The sequence below is a fragment of the Cupriavidus ulmosensis genome (genome assembly GCF_977008105.1).
This window is the reverse complement of the sequence record NZ_CDRMWP010000002.1, coordinates 46,362-61,325: the sequence shown is the minus strand read 5'-3', so window position 1 is coordinate 61,325 and position 14,964 is coordinate 46,362. Positions and strand designations below refer to the sequence as shown.

Annotated in this window: 12 protein-coding genes; 7 read left to right on the top strand and 5 right to left on the bottom strand. The window is 72.2% G+C overall.

The features are described 5' to 3' along the window. Positions 1–282: 282 nt before the first annotated feature. Both ACWTPI_RS20225 and ACWTPI_RS20220 read right to left on the bottom strand, forming a co-directional pair. Entirely contained in the window at positions 283–1,962 is a 1,680-nt protein-coding gene (locus ACWTPI_RS20225) for an EAL domain-containing protein (protein ID WP_454732532.1), read from the bottom strand. Continuing rightward, complete coding sequence (locus tag ACWTPI_RS20220; RefSeq protein ID WP_081651415.1) at positions 1,959–4,052, bottom strand: ATP-binding protein; 2,094 nt, start codon at positions 4,050–4,052, stop codon at positions 1,959–1,961. Before ACWTPI_RS20220 ends, ACWTPI_RS20225 begins: the two co-directional genes overlap by 4 nt. A 450-nt stretch (positions 4,053–4,502) precedes the next feature. Here ACWTPI_RS20220 and ACWTPI_RS20215 point away from each other — a divergent pair, with 450 nt between their 5' ends. Then, positions 4,503–5,105: a response regulator gene (locus ACWTPI_RS20215; protein WP_020203316.1), complete on the top strand. Its 603-nt coding sequence runs from the start codon at positions 4,503–4,505 to the stop codon at positions 5,103–5,105. A gap of 475 nt (positions 5,106–5,580) precedes the next feature. On the opposite strand, the gene cynS is transcribed toward ACWTPI_RS20215, so the two are convergent. Then, positions 5,581–6,024, bottom strand: a complete 444-nt coding sequence (cynS, locus tag ACWTPI_RS20210) for a cyanase (protein ID WP_454732531.1) — start codon at positions 6,022–6,024, stop codon at positions 5,581–5,583. 33 nt (positions 6,025–6,057) lie between these two features. Beyond that, positions 6,058–6,183, bottom strand: a complete 126-nt coding sequence (locus ACWTPI_RS20205) for a hypothetical protein (protein WP_020203314.1) — start codon at positions 6,181–6,183, stop codon at positions 6,058–6,060. A 677-nt stretch (positions 6,184–6,860) separates the two neighbouring features. Here ACWTPI_RS20205 and ACWTPI_RS20200 point away from each other — a divergent pair. From ACWTPI_RS20200 to ACWTPI_RS20175, 6 genes are all read left to right on the top strand, one after another. Continuing rightward, positions 6,861–7,193, top strand: coding sequence for a hypothetical protein (locus tag ACWTPI_RS20200; protein ID WP_454732530.1), 333 nt, complete (start codon positions 6,861–6,863; stop codon positions 7,191–7,193). A gap of 230 nt (positions 7,194–7,423) precedes the next feature. Then, a complete protein-coding gene (locus tag ACWTPI_RS20195) occupies positions 7,424–8,848 on the top strand; it encodes a mannose-1-phosphate guanylyltransferase/mannose-6-phosphate isomerase (RefSeq protein WP_454732529.1) in 1,425 nt (474 codons plus the stop codon). Next, positions 8,835–10,052, top strand: a complete 1,218-nt coding sequence (gene gmd, locus ACWTPI_RS20190) for a GDP-mannose 4,6-dehydratase (RefSeq protein WP_454732528.1) — start codon at positions 8,835–8,837, stop codon at positions 10,050–10,052. Before ACWTPI_RS20195 ends, gmd begins: the two co-directional genes overlap by 14 nt. Further along, complete coding sequence (locus tag ACWTPI_RS20185) at positions 10,045–11,046, top strand: GDP-L-fucose synthase family protein (RefSeq protein ID WP_020203309.1); 1,002 nt, start codon at positions 10,045–10,047, stop codon at positions 11,044–11,046. Before gmd ends, ACWTPI_RS20185 begins: the two co-directional genes overlap by 8 nt. Position 11,047: 1 nt before the next feature. After that, on the top strand, positions 11,048–12,115 hold the full coding sequence (locus ACWTPI_RS20180; RefSeq protein ID WP_454732527.1) for a glycosyltransferase: 1,068 nt from the start codon (positions 11,048–11,050) through the stop codon (positions 12,113–12,115). 38 nt (positions 12,116–12,153) lie between these two features. Further along, complete coding sequence (locus tag ACWTPI_RS20175) at positions 12,154–13,425, top strand: glycosyltransferase WbuB (RefSeq protein ID WP_029043681.1); 1,272 nt, start codon at positions 12,154–12,156, stop codon at positions 13,423–13,425. Positions 13,426–13,502: 77 nt separating this feature from the next. On the opposite strand, the gene ACWTPI_RS20170 is transcribed toward ACWTPI_RS20175, so the two are convergent. Next, positions 13,503–14,951 carry a hypothetical protein gene (locus tag ACWTPI_RS20170; RefSeq protein WP_454732526.1) on the bottom strand — a complete coding sequence of 483 codons (1,449 nt, stop codon included), beginning with the start codon at positions 14,949–14,951 and terminating at the stop codon, positions 13,503–13,505. Positions 14,952–14,964 lie beyond the last annotated feature (13 nt).

The following is a 14,964-nucleotide window of genomic DNA, read 5'->3' as shown; positions in this document are numbered from 1 at the left end:
ACGCCGCCTGCGCGCGCCTGCCCCCGGCAGGCACGCGCAGGCGGCGTCCTGCTTTGTTCGCGCGGCATGGCCGGCGTCGCGGCGGGGAGACGGAGAGAAAGCGGGAGAGCGGGAGAGCGGGAGAGCGGGAGAGGAATGAAAAGAGCGCCTCGCGTGTCGTCACGAGGCGCTGGCCGGCAAGGGGATCCCGGCAGGGAGTCGCATAGCCCGACGGGGAAGCAAGGCTATGGATTCGATTCTATATCATTTTTTTCACTTTTGAATAGGGTGTCCATTTCATATTTACGCACCGAGCGGCACTTCGCGGGCCGGATCGTGCGGCTTGTGGACACGCCATGAGGACGGCGCCGGCGGCGCCGGCTCGAGCCGCGCGGGCAGCCATTCGCGCAGCGCGGCCGCCGTCATCGGACGGGCGAAAAGATAGCCCTGGCCGAGGCGCACGCCCTTGGCCGCCAGCAGCGCGCGCTGCGGCTCGGACTCGATGCCTTCGGCCACCACGGCGAGATCCAGCGCGTAGGCAAAGCTCAGCGTGGCGTCGACGATCTGGCCGCTGACCTTGTCGCCGGGCTCGGCCTGCACGAACAGGCGGTCGAGCTTGAGGAAATCCACCTCGAAGCGCTTGAAGTACGCCAGGCCGCAGTAGCCGGTGCCGAAGTCGTCCACGGCCAGCTTGATGCCGCGTGCCTTGGCGCGCTGGATCGCGCTGCGCTGGGGCTCGGCCAGCGAGACCGCGTCGCGCTCGGTGATCTCCAGCACCGGCGTGACGTTGGCCTGCAGCAGCGCGAACAGCGCGGAGTCGTCGGCCCAGAAGCCGGCGTCGTCGAAGTGCTCGGCGGTGATGTTGAAGGCGATGTGGAACGCCGGCACCGGCGCCAGCGCGGCGAAGTCGCGCAACACCTGCGGGATCAGGCACAGCGTCAGCGCCACCGCCAGGCGCTGGCGCTCGATCGCCGGGATGAACGCATCCGGCTCGAGCAGGCCGCGCCGCGGATGCTGCCAGCGCGCCAGCACTTCCACGCCCGTGCACAAGCCGCTTTCGAGATCGACCAGCGGCTGGTAGTACGGCACGAACTCGCCCTGGCGCAGCCCGCGCCGCAGCTCGGCCGCGAACGAGCGGCGCGCGGCGCGCCGCGACTGCCATGCGCACGCCGCCAGCGCGGCCAGCAGGGCCGCCAGCGGCGGCAGCAGCAGGTACTTGAGGCCTTCGTGGAAGATCATGCTGCGCGGCGCGCCGGCGACGACGGCGATCGGATGCCCGGCAAGCTGGCGCACGTCGACGATGCCGTCGCCGCCTTGCCACACGGTGTCGCGCGGCACCAGCGCGGGCACGCCGGCGGCCTCGCCGTGGCCGGGCGCCTCGTCCGCCCCGGCCGCCTTGCCGGCGCCCAGCATGAAGCGCGTGCCGGCGACCTCGATGCCGATGTCGGCGAAGCCCAGCCGGCCGGCCGACTGCACCATGTCGGCCAGGTAGCGCCCGTCCACCCACACCAGCACGCCCTGGCCCGGCGCGGTCCCGGAGAACACCGCCAGCGCGGTGCCCTTGCCGGGGCCGGCCGCGGCGAGCCGGTACTGCAGTCCCGGGCGCCACGGCAGCAGCTCGTCCAGCGGCAGCGCCATCTCGCCGCGCACGGCCGAGCAGTAGCGCATGCCGCGCGCCACCAGCTCCACGTCGAGCACGTAGGCGGTGTAGGCGCCCTGCTCGCGCAACTGGCGCGCCACGCCGCGGCACGGCACGCCGGCCAGCGCGTGGTCCTGGTGGGCAATGCCGAGCGTGTCGGCCAGCGCCAGCTCGAGGTTGTCGCGCAGCGCCGTGGCGGTCCGCTCCACCCGCGCGCGCGCGTCGTGCGCGGCCAGCAGCACGACCAGCCACAGCGCCAGGCAGCCCGCGGCCAACGCCGCCACCCATGCCGACGCCGGCGGCCGCGCGCCCTGGCCCGGCACCACCCGCAAGCAGCGCATCATGCCGCCGCCGCCGGCAGGCTAAGCGTGATCACGGTGCCCTTGCCGATCTCGCTGCTCAGCGCGATCTGTCCCTGATGCACCGCCACGATCTCGCGCACGATCGCCAGCCCGAGGCCGTTGCCCTTGGCATTGCCGCGGCGGTTGGCCCGGTAAAAGTTGTCGAACGCCATGCCTGCTTCTTCCTTCGTCATGCCGATACCCCGGTCTTCCACCCGCACCGACACCTTGTCGGGCTCCTGCTGCGGCGTCCACACGGTCACGATGACCTCGTCCTTGCCGTCAGAATACTTAAGCGCGTTCTCCACCAGATTGCGCACCGCCTGCGTCAATTGCACGCGGTCTCCGAGCACGCACAGCGGCGCCTGCGGCGCGCTCACGCGCACCCGCCCGTGCTCGGCGAAATCGCCCGCCACGACATCGCGCACCAGCGCCGCCATGTCCACGCGCTGGCGCTCGAGCGCGCCGCTGCTGCGCGCCTCGATGCGGGCCAGGTCGAGCATGTCGGAGAGCAGGTCGTTGAGCTGGCGCGCGCGCGCGTGGATGGCGTGGTAGATGCCGCGGCGGCGCTCGGGCGGCACCACGTCCGCGCCGAGCAGCTCGGCGTAGCCGGCGATGCCCGCCACGGGCGCCTTGAGCTCGTGCGCGGCGGCCGAGACGAAATGCGATTTCATGCGGTCGTGGCGCAGCTGCGAGGTAATGTCGCGCAGCACCAGCACCAGCCCGCCGCCGCCGCCGCCGGCATGCACGATGCGCACCTCGTAGGCCGGCGACACCGCCATGTCGAACTCGATGATGCCGGCGAACTCGGCGCCCGCCTGCGCGCGGTCCAGCTCGGCCAGCAGCTGTTCGGCGCGGCAGGCCTGGCGCGCCGGCTGGCGGCCGCGGTAGAGCCAGTGGACGAACTCGCGCTGGGTGGCGCCGCGCAGCCGCTGCAGCGACACGCCGAGCAGCTCGCACAGCGCGGTGTTGGTCTCGTCGATCACGCGGTCGGCGCCGAACACGGCCACGCCGTCCGGCATGGCGAGAAACAGGCCGCGCAGGTGCTGCTTCTTCTCGGCGAGGATGTCGCGCACCACGCGCTCGCGGTCGGCCAGCGCGGCCAGCGCGCGCAGCGCCGCGAGCTGGCGCACCTGGAAGAACAGCACCAGCACCGTGACCAGCGCGGCGATGCCGAACGCGGCGCACAGGCGGTCGTGGTAGCTGGCCATCGCCGCGCGGCGGCTCACGCCGACCAGCAGCGCGAGGTCGTAGCCCGGCAGGCGCCGGATGGCGTAGATGCGCTCGGCGCCGTCGGGCGTGCCGGCGGCCACGCGGTCGCGCACGCCGCCCGCGCCGATGCTCGTGACCTGGCTCTCGCCGGTGGCGGCCAGCGCCCGGCGCAGCGCCGAGCCGGGCATCAGCACCTGGCCCGGCTGCCGGCCCTGCTCGCTCCAGCGCGCGCGCACCACGTAGTCGTCGGTGCCGGCCAGCAGCACCGCGCCGGACGCGCCCAGCCCGGCGCGCGCGTAGGCCTGCGACAGGTAGCCCGGATCGAGCGACACCACCACCACGCCGAGAAAGCGGCCCGTGGCCCGGGACACGATGCCCTTGGAAAGCTGGATCGACCACGGGCCGCCGATGCGCCCGGGCAGCGGCACGCCGACGTAGAGCGCGGGCGGCAAGCGTTGGCGGTGCAGGTCGAAGAGTTGGGGGTCGCCCGGGTCGGGCGGCGCGAGACTCGCGCTGGTCGAGGCCCGCAGGGTGCCGGCGCGGTCGAACACGGAGACTTCGCTGAAGGGCTCGATCACGAGGGTGCCGCTGCGCGCCCAATGCGCCAGCGGCGGCGCGCGGCCGCGTTCGGCCACGGTGCCGCCGATCAGGGAGGCGACGTGATCGGCCTCGGCCAGGGTGCGCTCGGCCTGTTCGCCCAGCATGGCGGCCACGCGCGCCAGGCTGGCATGGACATGGCGCATCTCGGTGGCGCGGTCCCACAGCGCCCAGGCGCCCAGCGCGGCCCAGATGCCGACGACGATGACCACACCTGACCAGAACGGATGTCGCGCGGAACGATGCGGGCTTGCCAGTGCCTGTCGGTAGATTTCCAGGCTCATGGGAAAGCTACCAAAAAACCAGAATATTGTTCGTCACAGCCGTGAATCCCAGCCTTCGATACGCGCGTGCGCCGGATAACCGGAACCGGCTCGCGCCACTCCTATGACCCTGCGCACCTATCCGCGCGCGGCTGCGGTCCGTGCGCTCCCCCGGTGCCGCTGCCCTTGGGCGTTCCGGGCAGTCTCTCCTTGTGGCAAAGCTTCACAGTATGATCCATCGGGCGGCACCGGCAAGCCGGCCCGGGCCCGCGGGAGAGGCCGCGCGGCGCTGCCGGCCCCGGTGCTGCGCGCGCCATTTCCTCCGGTCTCATTTAGCGATGCCTTATCATCGTTGCGCGCTTTTCTGGCATTAAGTTGCGTTTTGGCCGCTTTCCGAAGAATAATGAAAAAAATACGATATGCAACGCCGCACATTCGCCCCGTGCACGCTGCGGCAGTTGAAGAGGCTCTATGACCGATCTGCGCTTTTATTCCACCAAGACCGCGGCCGAGATGCTTGGCGTCTCCCTGCGCACGGTCCAGCTGTGGGTCGAGAACGGCCGGCTGCCCGCGTGGAAGACCGACGGCGGGCATCGCCGGATCCCGGCCGACGCGGTGGACCGCATGGTGGCGGAGCAGCGCCACCAGTCCGCGCCCGCGCGCAGGGCACCGGCGCCGCCCGCCAGGCCGTTTCGCGTGCTGTTGGTGGAAGACGACGAACATCTGCTGCAGATCTACCGCATGGCGCTCGAGACGCTCGATCCGCCGGTCGAGATCCTCGAAGCCACCAACGGCTACGACGGCCTGCTGCTGATCGGCAGCAGCAAGCCCGACCTGGTCGTGCTGGACCTGATCATGCCCGGCATCGACGGCTTCCGCCTGTGCCGCACCATCGACGCGCAGCAGGAATTCGCCGCCACCCGCATCGCGGTGGTCACGTCGCTGGACAAGCACGCGATCGCCGACCGCGGGGGCGTCCCGCCCCATATCCGCGTGTTCTCGAAACCGATCCCGATGTCGGTGTTGCAGTCGCTGGTGGTGACCTTGCAGGTCAGCCCGGGCACGCCCGCCTAGACCCCGGCGCGCCGGCGGAAATCAGCGCGGGTATTGTATATCATTTTTTTCATCTAGCCGCCAGCATGCATTTTCATATTTACGCAATTGGTCCCGCGCCCGGGCGCTGCCGCCCGCCTGCGCGGCGCACCTCCGTGGTGTCCCCCGAGATGTCCTCCGCAGCGTCCCCGCAGCGCCTGCGGCGCGCAGCGTACCCGTTTCTGCGGGCAGCGAAAACCCGGTTGCGTACCCGTTTCTGCGTGATCGCGGCGGCCGTGCCGGCAGGCCGCCAGCCCCCCGAAAAGCCGACGCGCGGGCGGTTTCACGCGCGCGCCAGCCTCCCTGGGCCGGTCGGGGCAGCCGGATTGCACGAAAAAGCGCACCCCGGTCCCGTTCCCGGCACCGGGTGCGTACCCGTTTCTGCGGAGGTTTTCTTGCGAAATCCCTGCGGGCGTACCCGTTTCTGCGCGATGCGCCGCCGGATGCCCGGCGGGCTTCAGTAGGTCTTGTAAGGCAGGAACTTGCCCGACATCTCGATGCGCACGCGGTCGCCGTTGGGGTCGGGCTCGCGCCGCAGGTCCATGCGGAAGTCGATCGCGCTCATGATGCCGTCGCCGAACTCCTCGTGGATCAGCGCCTTGAAGGTGGTGCCGTATACGCTGACGAGCTCGTAGAAGCGGTAGATCAGGGGATCGGTTGGCACCGCCGTGGGCAGCGAACCCTTGTACGGCACCTCGCGCAGCCAGGGCCCGGCCTCGGGCGGCAGGCCGAAGATCTCCATCACCGCCTGCGCGCCCGGCGCGTCGAAGGCCATCTGGCCGAGGCAGGCCGCGGTCGTCCACTCCTTGCTCTTGCCGACCTTGGCGGCCACGTCGGCCCAGCGGATGCCCTTTGTCACCTTGGCTTCGATGATCAGGTCGGTTACGTCGCTACGGTTCATTTCACTGGCCTCCTGTCGGCGGTTGGGATGAGGTCAGGGCAGCCCGCCCGGCCCGGCGCTGGCGGCAATGCGCGCGCTGTCGTAGCGCGCGATCGCGACGAACGTGGTGGCGCCCGGCACCAGGGCCTGCAGCGCGAGTACGACGACGAGGATGGGCATGGCGTTCTCCCGTGACGAAGCGCACCGCGCAAGGTTCATGCCACTGGCCGGCGTGGCGTGCGCGGCGCCGGCGCACTGCCGCGGGGATCGCCGGCGGCAGTGCGCACCCGCCGCCGGCCGCCGCGCCCCCAAGCAGTGCAGCGCCGCCGCGCGCGCCGGCGGACACGCGGCGGCAGGCCCGGAACGCGCCGCCCGCACGCGCAAAACCTTGCGCGAATTATTTCCGATGTAACGCCACATTACGCCTGCGCGGGACTTCGCGCCGGCGCGGCGGGTGCCGCGCGAGGTACGCGGCGCGGGCCGCGCGCCCAATGCCGGCAAGGCCTGGCGAGCCGCCGCGGGACTCGCGCGAAAGCGCCGCGCGCGCCCCGCGCGGGCCCGCGCAAATGTGAACACCCCTTACAAGTGCAAGCACACCGGCGCCATGCCGCTGGCTACAGTGAAGCCGTGTTCAACCCCACGCCAGTCACGGAGCCCCCGACATGAAACGCGCCATCGCCCTCGTCGTCCTGCTTTCCACCACGGCCGCGCTGCTGTCCGCCTGCATCGTGGTGCCGCCGCGCGGCGGCCCGCCGCCCTACCGCTACCACGACCGCTACTGAGCGCCGCGCGGCCGGCACCGCCGCAGCCGTACCACCCGCACCATACGCACCAACCGCATCACTGGGAGCCGAATCATGAAACGCCAATTGCTGCTCGCCCTCACCACCATCGCCGCCGGCGCCGCGCTTGGCATCATCTCGCCGGCGCAGGCGCAGGCCTATCCGCCGGGCTACCACGGCGGGCCGGCCTACGTGCGCCCGGCCCCGCCGCCGCCGCGCTACGAGCCGCGCCCGGGCGCGCGTCCCGGCCAGGCCTGGGTGCCCGGCCACTGGGTCGCCGCCGGCAACCGCTACGACTGGCGCGGCGGCTACTGGACCCGCGCCCGCGCGGGCCAGCGCTACGTGCCCGAGCGCTGGGTGCAGGGGCCGCGCGGCTGGACCATGCGGCCCGGCTACTGGGCGCGCTGACGCGCGCGCCGCATATCGTCGCAATATCCGTCGCAATATCCGTCGCAATATCCGTCGCAGTACCTTCGCAACGAACGTCCCCGCCCCGGCGGGGACGTGGCATTCGGGGCCGCCGCCCCTGTGTGTGCTAGCCAACAGTCCCCGTCCGGGGCGCGGCATACAGTCTGCTCACTACCCGCCACCCGGCCCGCCGCGCGCGCCGGACTTCGTGTTGCGTGAAGGAGCGTGCCATGCCTGACGACAACCGGATCGTGCCTGTCATCCTGTGTGGCGGCGCCGGCTCGCGCCTGTGGCCGCTGTCGCGCGACGGCCATCCCAAGCAGTTCCTGCGCCTGCTCGGGCGCGACTCGCTGCTGCAGGACACGCTGCTGCGCGTGCGCGAGATTCCCGGCGCGCAGTGCCCCATCCTGGTCAGCAACGAGGCGCACCGCTTCGTGGTGGCCGAGCAGGCGCGCGAGGCCGGCTGCGAGCTGGGCGCCATCATGCTCGAGCCGCACCCGCGCAATACCGCGCCGGCCGCGGCCGTGGCCGCGCTGCACGCGCGCACGGGCGGCGCCGACCCGGTGCTGCTGGTGCTGCCCTCGGACCACCTGATCCACGACCGCGCCGCGTTCGCGCGCACCGTGTGCGAGGCCGGCGCGGTGGCCGCCACCGGCGTGGTGGTCACGCTCGGCGTGGCGCCCACCTTTCCCGCCACCGGCTACGGCTACATCAAGGCCGTGCCCAGCAACGCCGCCGCGCTGATGGCGGTCACGCGCTTCGTCGAGAAGCCTTCGCTGGACGTCGCCACGGCCTACCTGCAGGAAGGCAACTGCTTCTGGAACAGCGGCATCTTCCTGTTCCGCGCCTCGACCTATCTCGCCGCGCTCGAGCAGTTCGCGCCGGACATCCTGCTGGCCGCGCAGGAGGCGATGGTGCGCGGCCAGCGCGACCTCGACTTCTTCCGGCTCGACGCCGAATCGTTCGCCGCCTGCCGCGCGGACTCGATCGACTACGCCGTGATGGAGCACCTGCGCGACGCGCAGATGGCGCCGCTGGCGTCCGACTGGAGCGACGTCGGCTCGTGGGACGCGGTGTGGCAGGCCGCGGACAAGACCGCCGACGGCAACGTAGCGATCGGCGACGTGGTCACGCACCGCGCGCAGGGCTGCCTGGTGCATGCCTCGCACCGGCTGGTGGCGGTGGCCGGGCTGGACGACGTGATGGTGGTGGAGACGCCCGACGTGGTGCTGGTGGTGCACAAGAACCACTGCCAGGACGTCAAGCAGCTGGTGGAGCTGGTGCGCGGCCAGGGCCGCCCCGAGGCCACCCGGCACCGGCAGGTGTACCGGCCGTGGGGCTCGTACGACGCGGTGGACCACGGCGCGCGCTACCAGGTCAAGCGCATCTCGGTCAAACCCGGCGCCAAGCTCTCGCTGCAGATGCACCACCACCGCGCCGAGCACTGGGTGGTGGTGTCGGGCACCGCGCGCGTGCGGCGCGGCGACGTCGAATACCTGCTGACCGAGGACCAGTCCACCTACATCCCGATCGGCGAGACCCACAGCCTCGAAAACCCCGGCCGCATCCCGCTCGAACTGATCGAGATCCAGTCCGGCTCCTACCTCGGCGAAGACGACATCATCCGCATGGCAGACATCTATGGGCGCACATGAACTCGATCCCCTCGGCCGGCTCGCGGCGCGCGAAACGCTGCCCGAGCCCGGCACCGGCGGCGGCGGCACGCCGCCGCGCGCGCGGCGCGCGCTGATCACCGGCATCACCGGCCAGGACGGCGCCTACCTGTGCGAGCTGCTGCTCGCCAAGGGCTACGAGGTGCACGGCGTCAAGCGCCGCAGTTCGCTGTTCAACACCGAGCGCATCGACCACCTGTACCAGGACCCGCAGGCGCCCGGGCGCAGCCTCATCCTGCACCACGGCGACATGACCGACACCGCCAGCCTGGTGCGCGTGGTGCAGCAGTCGCAGCCCGACGAGATCTACAACCTGGCCGCGCAAAGCCACGTGCAGGTGTCGTTCGAGGAGCCGGAGTACACCGCCAACACCGATGCGCTGGGCACGCTGCGCCTGCTCGAGGCGGTGCGCATCCTCGGCATGGAAAAGCACGCGCGCTTCTACCAGGCTTCCACCTCCGAGCTGTACGGGCTGGTGCAGGAGACCCCGCAGCGCGAGACCACGCCGTTCTATCCGCGCAGCCCCTACGCCGCGGCCAAGCTCTACGCCTACTGGATCACGGTGAACTACCGCGAGGCCTACGGCATGTACGCCTGCAACGGCATCCTGTTCAACCACGAAAGCCCCGAGCGCGGCGAAACCTTCGTCACGCGCAAGATCACGCGCGCGGTGGCGCGCATCGCGCTGGGGCTGCAGGACACGCTGTACCTGGGCAACCTGTCGGCGCTGCGCGACTGGGGCCACGCGCGCGACTACGTGGAAATGCAGTGGCTGATGCTGCAGCAGGACCAGCCCGAGGACTACGTGATCGCCAGCGGCGAGCAGCACAGCGTGCGCGAGTTCGTGCAGTGCGCGGCGGCCGAGCTGGGCATCGCGGTGCGCTTCGAGGGCGAGGGCGAGGCGGAGACCGGCGTGGTGGCCGCCATCGACCGCCACGCGGCGCCGGTGGCGGCGCGCTGCAAGGTCGGCGATGTGATCGTGCGCGTGGACCCGCGCTATTTCCGCCCGACCGAAGTGCAGACCCTGCTGGGCGACGCCGGCAAGGCGCGCGAGCGGCTCGGCTGGGCGCCGCGCACGCGCTTCGCCGAGCTGGTGCGCGAGATGGTGCAGGCCGACTTCGCCGCCGCGCGCCGCGACGCCTTCGTCAAGCTGGCCGGCTTCCGGGCCTACGACCATCATGAGTGAGCGCGCCGCGCGGCCACCGCGCGTCTTCGTCGCGGGCCACCGCGGCATGGCCGGCTCGGCCATCGTGCGCGCGCTGCAGGCGCGCGCCGAGGCCGAGACCGTCACGCGCGCGCATGCCGAGCTCGACCTGACCGACCAGCAGCAGGTGCGCGCGTTCTTCGCCGCCGAGGCGCTCGACGAGGTCTACCTGGCGGCCGCGCGCGTGGGCGGCATCCACGCCAACCACACCTATCCGGCCGAGTTCATCCAGCAGAACCTGATGATCGCGGCCAACGTCATCCACGAGGCCTGGCGCGCCGGCGTGACACGCCTGCTGTTCCTCGGCTCGAGCTGCATCTACCCGAAGTTCGCGCCGCAGCCGATCGGCGAGGCCGCGCTGCTGACCGGGCCGCTGGAGCCCACCAACGCGCCCTACGCGCTGGCCAAGATCGCCGGCATCGCGCTGTGTGAGAGCTACAACCGCCAGTACGGCACCGACTACCGCTGCGTGATGCCGACCAACCTGTACGGCCCCGGCGACAACTACCACCCCGACAACAGCCACGTCATCCCGGGCCTGCTGCGGCGCTTCCACGAAGCCGGCATGGCGCACGCCGAGCACGTGCCGGTGTGGGGCAGCGGCGCGCCGCTGCGCGAATTCCTCTATGCCGACGATCTCGCCGCGGCCTGCCTGCACGTGATGGCGCTGCCGCGCGAGGTGTACCGCCGCACCGCGCCGGCCGGCTTCCTCAACGTGGGCAGCAGCGAGGAGGTCAGCATCCGCGAGCTGGCCACGCTGGTGGCGCAGACCGTGAGCTTTCGCGGCGGCATCGTCTTCGACCACCGCAAGCCCGACGGCACGCCGCGCAAGCGGCTGGACTGCGCGGCGCTCGCCGCCACCGGCTGGCAGCCCGCGGTGGCGCTGCGCGACGGCCTGCGGCTGGCGTACCTGGATGCATTGCAGAGCGGGAGGCTGCCGCACGGCACCGCGCCCGCACAACGTGTGGAGGCCTGACATGAAGCCGCTGTTCCGCAACCCCGACAAGCCGGCGCCCGCGCGCGTCGCCCCGGCAAGCGCGACCCCCGCCGCGGCGCCGGGCGCCGGCGGCCTGTGGCCGGGCCAGATCGTGTTTCCCGCCGGCGCGGCGGGCGCGGGGCTGTGGCGGCGCTGCCTGCAGCAGGTGCGCGCCATCGCGCTGAGCCCCGGCGCGCTGGTGATCCTGGCCGGGCAGACCCGCATCGAGAACTGGACCATGCTGCTGGCCAGCATGGCGATGCAGCGGCGGCGCGCGGCGTTCTTCCACGGCGCGGCCTTCGCCAGCATGCCCGGGCGCCTGGGCGCGCTCGCCGACGCGGTGCTGCTGCGCCGCTGCCACGGCGTGTTCGTCGGCACCGACCGCGGCTGCGCGCGCGCCATCGCCGCCGACGTGCCGCCGCGCCGGATCTTCGCCTGCCGCCCGCCGGCGGCGCTGCCCGAGGGCTTCGACGCCGCCGCCGAGCTGCGCGCGCGCGCCGAGCTGGCGCCGCCGCCGCACGCGCCGCACTACCTGTACGTGGGCGCGCTGGTGCACAGCGCCGCCATGACGCTGCTGCTGCGCGCGTTCGCCGCGGCGCGCGCGCAGTGGCCCGCGGCCACGCTGTCGCTGGTCGGCAAGGGCGCCGGCTACGGCGCCCTGCGCGCGGCCGCCAACGCGCTCGGGCTGGGCGCCTCGGTGCGCTTTCTCGGCGCGATGGCGCCGGCCGACGTCGCGGTCGAGTACCGCAAGGCGAGCTGCCTGGTGCTGCCCGAGGCGGACCAGCGCTGGCACCCGCTGGTGCGCGAGGCGCTGAGCTACGGCTGCCCGGTGGTGGTGAGCGTCAACAACGACGACGCCGGCGAGCTGGTGCGCGACGGCGTCACCGGCCTGTACTTCAAGCCCGGCGACGCCGCCGCGCTGGCCCGGCGCCTGGCGCAGGTGCCCGCGCAATTCGGCGACGCCGCCAGCGCCGCGCGCTGCCAGGCCGCCGCGCTGGCCCACTCGCCCGGCGCGGCGGGCCGCGCCATCGCCGCGGGCTGCGTGCGGATCATGGACACGGCCGGCTGACGCGCGCCGCCACATCACCATGCCGGGGACGCCGCGCCATGAAGATACTGATGTACTGCCTCAACTACGCGCCCGAGCTGACCGGCATCGGCAAGTACACCTGCGAGCAGGCCGAATGGCTGGCCGCGCGCGGCCATGAGGTGCGCGTGGTCACGGCGCCGCCGTACTACCCGGCGTGGCGCGTGGCCGAGGGCTACCGCGCCTGGCGGTACCGGCGCGAGCGCCGCCGCTGGGTGGAGGTGTTCCGCGCGCCGCTGTGGGTACCGGCCCGGCCCACCGGCCTCGCGCGCCTGCTGCACCTGGCCAGCTTCGCCGTGTCCAGCCTGCCCAGCCTGATGCTGCAGCTGCGCTGGCGCCCCGACGTGCTGTTCGTGGTGGAGCCGCCGCTGATGTGCGCGCCGGCCGCGCTGCTGTTCGCGCGCTGGAGCGGCTGCAAGACCTGGCTGCACGTGCAGGACTACGAGGTCGACGCCGCCTTCGCGCTGGGGCTGCTGCGCCGGCCCTGGCTGCAGCGCCTGGCGCGGCGCGTGGAGCAGCGCCTGATGGCGCGCTTCGACCGGGTCTCGTCGATCTCGCAGGCGATGGTCGCGCTGGCGCGCGGCAAGGGCGCCGCGGCGCAGCGCGCCGCGCTGCTGCCCAACTGGGTCAACCTGCGCGAGATCGGCGCCGCCGGCGGCGCCGACGCCACGCTGGCGCGGCGCATGCTCGAACTGCCGCCCGGCGCCGTGCTCGCGCTCTACGCCGGCAACATGGGCGCCAAGCAGGGGCTCGACGTCATGGCCGCGGCCGCGCGCCTGCTGAAGGACCACGACACGCTGCACTTCGTCTTCTGCGGCGACGGCGCCGGACGCGCCGCACTGGAGGCGGACTGCGCCGGGCTGCCGCGCGTGCGCTTCCTGCCGCTGCAGCCGGCCGCCATGTTCGCCGCGCTGCTGTGCGCCGCCGACATCCACCTGCTGCCGCAGCGCGCCGGCGCCGCCGACCTCGTGATGCCGTCCAAGCTGACCGGCATGCTGGCCAGCGCGCGGCCCGTCGTCGCCACGGCGCAGCCGGCCACCGAGCTTGGCCGCGCGCTGGCGCAATGCGGCGTGCTGGTGCCGCCCGGCGACGCCGCGGCGCTGGCCGGCGCGATCGGCACGCTGGCGGCGCAGCCCGCGCTGCGCGCGCACCTGGGCGCGGCCGGGCGCCGCTGGGCCGAGCAGCACCTGGACCGCGACATGGTGCTCGGCGAACTGGAGAAGGCGCTGTTCGCGCTGGCGCGGCCGCAACCCGCGCAGACTTCCGCGGCCGCGCGCGTGAGCCAGGAATAGCATCGGCTCACGCCAACTCACACCGGCCCACGCCGACTCACGACACCGCGCCGCGCGCGATGCCGGCCCGCCGGGGCTCACTGCCCCGCCGGCAGGGTCGGTTCGCGCGCCGCGGCGCTGGCCACACTAGCCGGCGCGACCGGGATGGCCGCGGCCGGGCCGGGCCGCGCGCCGAAGCCGGACGCCGCCTTGTACCCGTACCGGCGGGCGCGCCGCCGGGCCCGCCCCTGAAGCACCCGGTCCAGCACCACGAGCAGGAGGAATACCGGCAGCATCGGCAGGATGTCCGCGAGCGCCTCCATCAGGCTGGCGGGCACCCGCTTGACGGCGATGATCGGCAGGATGATGACGTAGAACATCCCGCCGACGCCGCCGCCCCCCGCCAGCTTCCGGCACAGGTAGGCGCCCAGCGCGCCGGCCAGCAGGCCGTCGATGATCAGCACCAGCCAGCCGCCCTGCCGGTACGCCGTGATCGCGCCGAACGCGGTCAGGCTGCCGGTGGACCAGCCGACGATGATGCGCCACGCCAGATTGGATATCTCGCCGTCTATGGTGCCGTCGGAGCTGACCGGATAGGGCTTTTCCCCGAGCAGCAGGCGGGGAACTGGACTGATCAGCACCGAATAGTAGTACTCGGGGCCGACGTAGTCGTGATGGTCGATGTATGTCTTCAGGTGGATGGTGTTGACCAGCAGGTCGGCCCGCTCCGCGATCGACTTGAGCGCCGTGCCCGCGGTGCTGTCGCCGTAGCTGAAGCCCGAGGCGGCCTCCAGGATCTTGGCCTTGCCGGTGGCCAGCGTGCTGGCTTCGCGCAGATAGACCGCGAACGGGCTGAGCAGCAGCAGGATCGCCACCGAGCCGGCCAGGATCTTGAAGGCCTTGCGCTTCTGGCCGAAGTTGGCGAATGCCACGAACAGCATGATGCAGGGCGCCAGCACCGCCAGCCGCTGCCCCGCGGACAGCAGCAGGACGAGTATGACGGCGAAGCCGGCCCCCATCGCGAGCCGCGCCAGGCGGGACGAGCGCTGCGCGCTCAGCGCGAAGGTCACGGCCATCAGCGCCTGGGCATAGCCCGCCACCGCCGCGATCAGCGCGGAGTAGGGGCTGCGCTCGTGGAAGAACCGCTCGAAATCGTCCGACGAGTAGCTGGTCAGGTCGTTGGTGAAGAAATAGATCACATAGATGACGAAGCATGCGCAAAAGAGCAGCCCGCGGTGGGTGTCGATCAGCGTATCGAGGCGCGGCGCCGAGAAGGTGCGGATGTTGCGCGCCGCGGCCACGCAGGCGAACCCCAGCAGGAGGGACAGGAAGTAGAGGAAGTGGATGGACAGCGCCACCGCGATGGTCTCGGGGTCGAACGGCGCGAGCAGCGACTCCGTCTTCATCAGCAGCGGCACGATCATGTAGCCGATCGAGAACAGGGCCAGCAGGCCGAGATGGATCGACAGCAGCGAGCCCCGCGAGAGCATGCGGACCAGCAGGGTGATGCAGACCGCGAAATACAGCGAGCCAATGGCGATGTCCATCGTTACCTCCGCG

Excerpts from the sequence above, each read along its gene's own strand:
- ACWTPI_RS20225 (WP_454732532.1), bottom strand. The coding sequence starts at position 1,962 with ATGATGCGCTGCTTGCGGGTGGTGCCGGGCCAGGGCGCGCGGCCGCCG.
- gmd (WP_454732528.1), top strand. The coding sequence starts at position 8,835 with ATGGGCGCACATGAACTCGATCCCCTCGGCCGGCTCGCGGCGCGCGAA.
- cynS (WP_454732531.1), bottom strand. The coding sequence starts at position 6,024 with ATGAACCGTAGCGACGTAACCGACCTGATCATCGAAGCCAAGGTGACA.
- ACWTPI_RS20175 (WP_029043681.1), top strand. The coding sequence starts at position 12,154 with ATGAAGATACTGATGTACTGCCTCAACTACGCGCCCGAGCTGACCGGC.
- ACWTPI_RS20185 (WP_020203309.1), top strand. The coding sequence starts at position 10,045 with ATGAGTGAGCGCGCCGCGCGGCCACCGCGCGTCTTCGTCGCGGGCCAC.
- ACWTPI_RS20205 (WP_020203314.1), bottom strand. The coding sequence starts at position 6,183 with ATGCCCATCCTCGTCGTCGTACTCGCGCTGCAGGCCCTGGTGCCGGGC.
- ACWTPI_RS20195 (WP_454732529.1), top strand. The coding sequence starts at position 7,424 with ATGCCTGACGACAACCGGATCGTGCCTGTCATCCTGTGTGGCGGCGCC.
- ACWTPI_RS20170 (WP_454732526.1), bottom strand. The coding sequence starts at position 14,951 with ATGGACATCGCCATTGGCTCGCTGTATTTCGCGGTCTGCATCACCCTG.
- ACWTPI_RS20215 (WP_020203316.1), top strand. The coding sequence starts at position 4,503 with ATGACCGATCTGCGCTTTTATTCCACCAAGACCGCGGCCGAGATGCTT.
- ACWTPI_RS20180 (WP_454732527.1), top strand. The coding sequence starts at position 11,048 with ATGAAGCCGCTGTTCCGCAACCCCGACAAGCCGGCGCCCGCGCGCGTC.
- ACWTPI_RS20200 (WP_454732530.1), top strand. The coding sequence starts at position 6,861 with ATGAAACGCCAATTGCTGCTCGCCCTCACCACCATCGCCGCCGGCGCC.
- ACWTPI_RS20220 (WP_081651415.1), bottom strand. The coding sequence starts at position 4,052 with ATGAGCCTGGAAATCTACCGACAGGCACTGGCAAGCCCGCATCGTTCC.